This is a genomic window from Kitasatospora nipponensis (genome assembly GCF_039528135.1).
Lineage (GTDB): Bacteria > Actinomycetota > Actinomycetes > Streptomycetales > Streptomycetaceae > Kitasatospora > Kitasatospora nipponensis.
On the sequence record NZ_BAAALF010000058.1, the window covers coordinates 35,094 to 41,268 of the forward strand.

General features: G+C 76.6%; 7 protein-coding genes. 4 read left to right on the forward strand and 3 right to left on the reverse strand.

Going from position 1 to position 6,175, the window contains the following annotated elements:
• Positions 1 to 166: 166 nt before the first annotated feature.
• Together ABD323_RS18070 and ABD323_RS18075 are read right to left on the reverse strand one after the other, a co-directional pair.
• The gene (locus tag ABD323_RS18070) at positions 167 to 1,189 is read right to left on the reverse strand and encodes a peptidase (protein ID WP_344442693.1); all 1,023 of its coding nucleotides are present in this window, start codon (positions 1,187 to 1,189) and stop codon (positions 167 to 169) included.
• Positions 1,190 to 1,191: 2 nt separating this feature from the next.
• Positions 1,192 to 2,511, reverse strand: coding sequence for a VWA domain-containing protein (locus ABD323_RS18075; RefSeq protein ID WP_344442694.1), 1,320 nt, complete (start codon positions 2,509 to 2,511; stop codon positions 1,192 to 1,194).
• Between the two features lie 156 nt (positions 2,512 to 2,667).
• Between ABD323_RS18075 and ABD323_RS18080 the strand changes: the two genes are divergently transcribed.
• The gene (locus ABD323_RS18080) at positions 2,668 to 3,120 is read left to right on the forward strand and encodes a universal stress protein (protein ID WP_344442695.1); all 453 of its coding nucleotides are present in this window, start codon (positions 2,668 to 2,670) and stop codon (positions 3,118 to 3,120) included.
• An 87-nt stretch (positions 3,121 to 3,207) separates the two neighbouring features.
• Here ABD323_RS18080 and ABD323_RS18085 read toward each other — a convergent pair whose 3' ends face one another.
• On the reverse strand, positions 3,208 to 3,489 hold the full coding sequence (locus ABD323_RS18085; RefSeq protein WP_344442696.1) for a hypothetical protein: 282 nt from the start codon (positions 3,487 to 3,489) through the stop codon (positions 3,208 to 3,210).
• A 373-nt stretch (positions 3,490 to 3,862) separates the two neighbouring features.
• Here ABD323_RS18085 and ABD323_RS18090 point away from each other — a divergent pair, with 373 nt between their 5' ends.
• The 3 genes from ABD323_RS18090 to ABD323_RS18100 form a co-directional block, all read left to right on the forward strand.
• Complete coding sequence (locus tag ABD323_RS18090) at positions 3,863 to 4,336, forward strand: helix-turn-helix domain-containing protein (RefSeq protein WP_344442697.1); 474 nt, start codon at positions 3,863 to 3,865, stop codon at positions 4,334 to 4,336.
• A 185-nt stretch (positions 4,337 to 4,521) separates the two neighbouring features.
• A complete protein-coding gene (locus ABD323_RS18095; protein ID WP_344442698.1) occupies positions 4,522 to 5,007 on the forward strand; it encodes a ParH-like protein in 486 nt (161 codons plus the stop codon).
• Positions 5,000 to 6,175 (forward strand): MAB_1171c family putative transporter (locus ABD323_RS18100; protein ID WP_344442699.1); only part of this gene is annotated, 1,176 nt, incomplete at its 3' end. The genes ABD323_RS18095 and ABD323_RS18100, both read left to right, overlap by 8 nt.

Genomic DNA, 6,175 nt, shown 5'->3' on the forward strand with positions numbered 1-6,175 from the left:
GCCTTGTAGCCGGAGACCCGGCGGCCCTCCCCCCCCGGGGCGCCCCCCGCTCGCGGGCCGGGCCCCGGACGGCGGCCGGTGGGCGGGCATCGCTAGGCCGTCCGGGTGGTGTCGGGCCCGCGGGTGGCAGCGGGTGACCGGCCCGCCACCACCCGGACGCGGGCCGCTAGTAGTCCCGCTCGGCGCCCACCGGCTGGTACCTCTCGGCCGGGGTGCCGTGCTGCGGCTGCGGGCCGGGGCGGTAGCCGGGCGGGCGGCGGCCACCGCGCGGGTGGCGGGTCAGCGTGTAGCCGCCGACGCCCGCCAGGGCCGCGAGCGCGCCACCGGCCAGGGTCCAGCCCCAGCGGCTGTTCCACTGCGAGAACAGGTCCGAGTACCAGTGGGCGATCCTGGCCGCCGGTGCGGCGGCCACCACCCGGATGCCGCTCGCGCCCGCACTGGCCCCGGCGCTGGGGCTCGGCGCGGCGGTGGGCACGGCGGTGGCGGTCGGCGCCAGGGTCGCGCCGGCGTTGACCGGCGGGGCCAGCGGCACCTTCAGCGAGCCGCCCTCGGGCTGGGCGTCGTCCGCGCTGCCGCTCGCGGCGAGCGTCAGGTCGGCGCGGGCCGGCAGGCCGAGGTCCTGCGCGGGCGCGTCGGCGAGCGAGAGTCGGATGTAGTAGGTGCCCGGCAGCGGGTCGCCGGACCACGGCTCGGCCCAGGAGCGGATCCGGCGCAGCGTGCAGTCCACCGTCAGGCTGGTGGCGCTCGCCGCGGCGGTGGCGCTCTGGTGGCCGGCGGTGCAGGCCTGGCGCCGGCGCAGGCCGTCGAAGACCTCCGCCGTCCAGGTCTGCGGGCCGTGCCGGTCGGCGGCGGCCGGCAGCGTGACGGTCACCGTCAGCGCCGGGGTGCGGCCCTCGGCGGCCGGGAACGCCCAGTAGAGGTAGTCACCGGTGGAGGCGGAGACCGAGGCGCGCTGGCCGGGGGCGAGGGTGGTGGCGGTCAGGAACGAGGTGCCCGCGCTGGTGGCCGCGGCCGGTGTGCCGCCCGGGGCACCGGCGCTCGGCGAGCGGCTGCGCGCGGTGCTCGGCGCGGTGCTCGGCGAGCCGGAGGCGGCGGCGGCCGGAGCGGCGGCGCCCAGCAGCAGCGCGCCGGCCAGGGCCACGCCGCGCCGCAGCGCCCGCGTGCCCGGGGATCGAAGGATGGTGCGCATCGTCAGTTCTCCCGCCAGATCGAGATCCGCCAGCGCGCCACCCAGCCGAAGAGCAGGCCGCAGAGCAGGCCGGCGCCGGTCAGCACCAGCAGCAGGACCCAGCCGCGGCCCAGGCCCAGCACCGCGTCCTGCGGGGCGGGGGAGGCGGCGGTCACGTCCACGGTCAGCTCCAGCGGCAGACCGGGGTCGGTCGCCACGCCGGGCTGCGCGGCGAGCGAGTTGCTGACCACCAGGCAGACCGCGCCGCCGGCGGCGGTGCCCGCGGCGAGCGGGGTGGGAGCCGAGCTCGCCGCCTTGTCGGTGGCCGCCCAGCGCAGGCCGGTGGAGATCACGTCGGTCCGGCCGCTGCCGGCGTCGGCGCCGCGCACCAGCTCCTGGCCACCGGGATCGGTGGCCTGCAGCAGCACGCCGTAGTCCCGGGCCACCGCGCGGTCCAGCGAGACGCTGACCGAGGCGCGCAGCTCCTGGCCGGAGGCGACCGGCACCCGGTAGTAGCGGTGCTCGGCGAACTTCTCCCGGTCGCTGTAGACGCCCGGCGCCAGCAGCGGCGCGGTGGCGCAGGTGTCGGTGCCGGCGGCCAGCGTCGGCGCCTCCTGGTAGGTGACCGTGGCCCGGCCCACCAGCTGCTTGAGCTTCTGGCTGAGTTGTTGCTCGGTGTGCACGTCGGTGTAGGTGCCGCCGGTCGCCGAGGCGATGCAGAGCAGCTGGTTGCGGACCTTGTCGTCGTGCGACAGGCCCAGCGTGTCGATCACCAGGTGGATGCCCTGGGCGGCCAGCTCGCGGGCCACGTCGCAGGGGTCGGGCGGGGCGCAGTCGTCCTCGCCGTCGGTGATCAGCACCACCCGGCGGGTGGTCTGGCCCTGGCCGAGGTCCTGCGCGGCACCGCGCAGCGCCAGGCCGATCGGGGTGAAGCCGGTGGGGCGCAGGGTGGCGACCGCGGTCTTCGCCTGCACCTTGTCGGTGTGCCCGACCGGGTAGAGGGACTGGGTGTCCAGGCAGCCGGCGTTGTGGTCGGTGCCCTGGTAGGTGGCACCGAGCACCCGGATGCCGAACTGGGTCTCGTCGGGCAGTGCGTCGACCACCTCGTCCAGCGACTGCTGGGCGACCGAGAGCCGGCTGCGGCCCTCGAGGTCGGCGGTGCGCATGGACCCGCTGACGTCCAGGACCAGGTCGACCTTGGGGGGCTCCGCGGCGGCGGCCGGCGCGGTGCCCGGCGGTTCGTCCGCGGCGGCCGGGAGCCCGCTGAGCAGCGAGACGCCGGTTATCGCCAGGGCGGCCAGCAGGCGCGCCAAGCGCCCTGCCGTTCGTCGTTTGATGATCACGCGGCGATCCTATGGATCATCAGATCGCCTTGGCCAACTCGCCCTTGGGGCGCCCGGGATCGCCGTACCGATCGTCTACGACCGGTCGGGTCGGTCGGCCCGCCCGACCCGTCGCGGTTGCCGGGGCGGGCGCGGAGGGTGGGGGATACTGGGCGCATGTCGGCTCCCGCGCACCCCTTCGAACTCGGCACCGACGGCCCCGCGACCATCGTGGCGGCCATCGACGGCTCGGTGACCTCGCTGCGCGCCGCGGCGTACGCGGGCGGGCTGGCCCGGCGCCAGGGCAGCCGGCTGCTCGCGATCTACGTGCAGGGCGTCGGCGGGTTGGGGAGCACCAGTGCGGAGGCGGTGCTCGCGCAGCGCGAGAGCGGCGAGGCGACCGCGCGGGAGCTGCGGGACCTGGTCGAGCAGGCGCGCGGGCGCGGGGTGCGGGTGGACTTCACCACCCGGGTCGGCGACCCGTACACCGAGATCACCCGGTTCGCCGAGGAGGTGCGGGCGGACGCGCTGGTGGTCGGCGTCTCGGAGCGGCGCGGGCACCGGCTGATCGGGTCGCTGGCGGTGCGGCTGGTGCGCGCGGGCCGCTGGCCGGTCACGGTGGTGCCGTAGGGCGTCGCGCCGTGGTGCCCGCCCCGGGTCGGAGCGGGCACTGTGGCGGTGCGCATGCGGTGGTGCGAAAGCGTGGTGCGGTCGGGGTCAGCTCCCGGCGTGGGCCTGCGGCGCCGGGGTCGCGGCGTCGGGCAGCGGGAGCAGGTGGCGGCCGGCCAGGTGGCCGAGCCAGTGCCGGTGGCACCGCGGGCAGGCGGGCGCGCCGTCGGCCGAGTAGGGCGAGCCGGCGGGGATGCCCGCGTGGGAGAAGTTCTCCCAGTCGGCGCCCTCGTCGTCCCGGTAGTGCTGGACGTCGTAGTCCGCGCTCCACTGGTGCCAGCAGTGTCCGCAGGTGAACTCGACGTGTTCCACGGCCATTTCGGTGATCATGGTGACAGCCTTCCGACGTCCGAGCCGGGTCGGAGCTCAGGTGAACAGGCGGCCCATTTCTTCCCTTATCGGCCATATAACCCACTTTGGGCGCCGGTGACAAGGGTGCGGGGGCGGTCGGGCCGGATCGGCGGCCCTCGTCGGCGGTCCGGATCGGTGGGTGCGGTCGGCCGCAGGGGCGCGCGCGGGGAGCACGCAGGGTGAGCGGGGCGCGGGCGCCGGCGCCCCCGGAAGCGGAGTCCGGCGCCCCGTAACCGGACCGGTGCCGACGGGGCCGCTGACAGCGCGTCACGACGTCACCTAGGATGACCGTCATCGGGAGAGCTGGGTCCGCGCGTGCTGTTGATGCACGGGGCGGGCTGGGAGGTATGGGATGACCGGACCGGAGCCCACGGTGTCGACGCTGGCTGACAAGATCGACGGGCTGTTCCGCGTCGTCCGACGGCCCAGCCGGGAGCAGTACAGTCACGAGGAGGTCGCCAAGGCGTGTCGGGAGGCCACCGGGGAGAGCTTCTCGGCGACCTACCTGTGGCAACTGCGCACCGGACGCAGGGACAACCCGACCAAGCGCCACCTGGAGGCGCTGGCGCAGTTCTTCCAGGTCCCGGTGGCCTACTTCTTCGACGACGACCAGGGCGCCGCGATCGCCAAGGAGCTCGAGCTGCTGGGCGCGCTGCGCGACGCCGGGGTGCGCAGCATGGCGCTGCGCGCGGTGAACCTCTCGCCGGAGGGGGTCGGCACCATCAGTGACCTGATCGACGTGATCGCCCGCCGCGAGGGCAGCAGCGCCTCGGGAGCTGCCAGGGGTGCGGTGAGTGGCCTCGACGGGCCACCTGGCGGGCGCTAGCGTCGGCGTACCGGGATCGTCGCGCCGGGATCGTCGTGCCGTGGCCGGGGCGGCTCCGGGGACGTTCGGTACTTCGGCTGGGGAGGGGACCGCGGGTGGGTATCGGTCGGGGCGCTTGGCGGCGCGGGCAGCGCAGACGGCTCTGGCAGCGATGTCAACGCACCGCTGACGCCCTGGAGTTGCCCGTGCCCTTCGACGCCGCCGCCTTCATCGGGCAGCTCGCCGAGCAGCGCGGCCGGCCCATCGAGCTGATCGCGGTGCCGGCCCGCGCGAACACCCCGTGCGGGCTGCTCGTCACCACCGAGCGGTTCGACTGCATCCTCTACGCGGCGGACACCACCGCCCTCCACCAGCAGCACATCCTGCTGCACGAGGCCGCCCACCTGCTCTGCGGCCACCACGAGAGCGCCCCGGCCGGCTCGGCCGCCGCGCAGGTGCTGCTGCCGCACCTGTCCGCGGAGCTGGTGCAGCGCGTGCTCGGCCGCACCGTCTACACCGAACCGCAGGAGCAGGAGGCCGAGTTGGTCGCCTCGATGATCCTGCACCGGGCCTCGCGGGCGCCCGGGGCCGGCGCCGGCGGGTTGCCGGCCGCGCCGGCCGGCTCCTGGGTGGAGTCGGTCTTCGGCGCCCCGCGCGGCTTCGGTACCCCACGGGGACGCGCGGGTGGCTGAGCTGGGCGCCACCGACCTGCTCGCCTACCTGGGCGCCACGCTCTTCCTCACCCTCGCCGCCCAGCGGTGGGCCGCGGTGCGGGGGGAGGGGGCTGATCCGGTGCAGCGGCACGTCTTCGGCTTCGCGCTCTGCATGGGCGGTGCGCTGGCCGCCCTGGCGCCCGCCACGGTGCGGGCGGCGGGGGGCGCCGGGGTCGGCCAGAGCGCGGCGCTGATGCTCGGCGACACCCTGAAGACCGGCGCGGTCAGCCTGCTGGTCCTGGCGGCGCTGGGGCTGCAGGCGCGCGGCGTCGGCCCCTCCTCGCCGCGGACCCGGATCCGGGTGCGGATCCGCCGGCACGTGCTGGCCGCCGTGCTGGTGCCGCCGGTCATGGTGCTGCTCTTCAGCGCGGCCCACGGCGCGGTGCGCGGCGACGAGCTGGTGGTGCACGGCTGGGGGCGCTGGCTGCTGGCGGCCTACGACACGCTCTTCGCCGGCTACTGCGTGGGCTGCCTGGCGGTCCTGGGCGCGGTGCTCGCCCGGCAGGCCAGACGGGCCCGGCCCGGGCCGCTGCGCACCGGACTGCGGCTGATGACCTGCGCCACCGCGGTCGGCGTGCTGTGGAGCCTGTGGGCGCTGGACGACATCACCGACATCCTGGCCAGCGGCCGGCAGGGCGGCGGCGAGGACGAGGTCTCCAACCTGCTCGGGGTGCTCTGCGCGGCCCTGACGGTGGGCGGCGCCGGCTTCACGCTCTGGGGCGGCACCCGGTGGGGCGCCCGGCTCACCGCGCCGGCGCGCTGGCCGCGGGCCCGGCGGCAGTACCTGGCGCTGGAGCCGCTCTGGTCGGCGCTGCACACCGTCGTCCCGCAGATCGCGCTGGCCGGCCCCGAGGGCGGGCGCCGCCGGCCGCTGCGGCACGCCGAGTTCGCGCTGTACCGGCGGATCATCGAGATCCGCGACGGGCAGCTGGCGCTGCGCCCGTACGTGCACGGCGACGTGCCGGCCTGGCTGGCGCAGGCGACCCGGCGGGCCGGCGGGCCGGTGGGGACCCTGCCGGTGGGCGCGATCGAGGAGGCGGCGCTGCTGGCCGCGGCCCTGGAGGGCCGCCGGGCCGGCCGGCGACCCGGCGGCGGGCAGCCCGCGCCGTGCGTGCCGCAGCCGGTGCCCGGCACGGTGGCCGCCGAA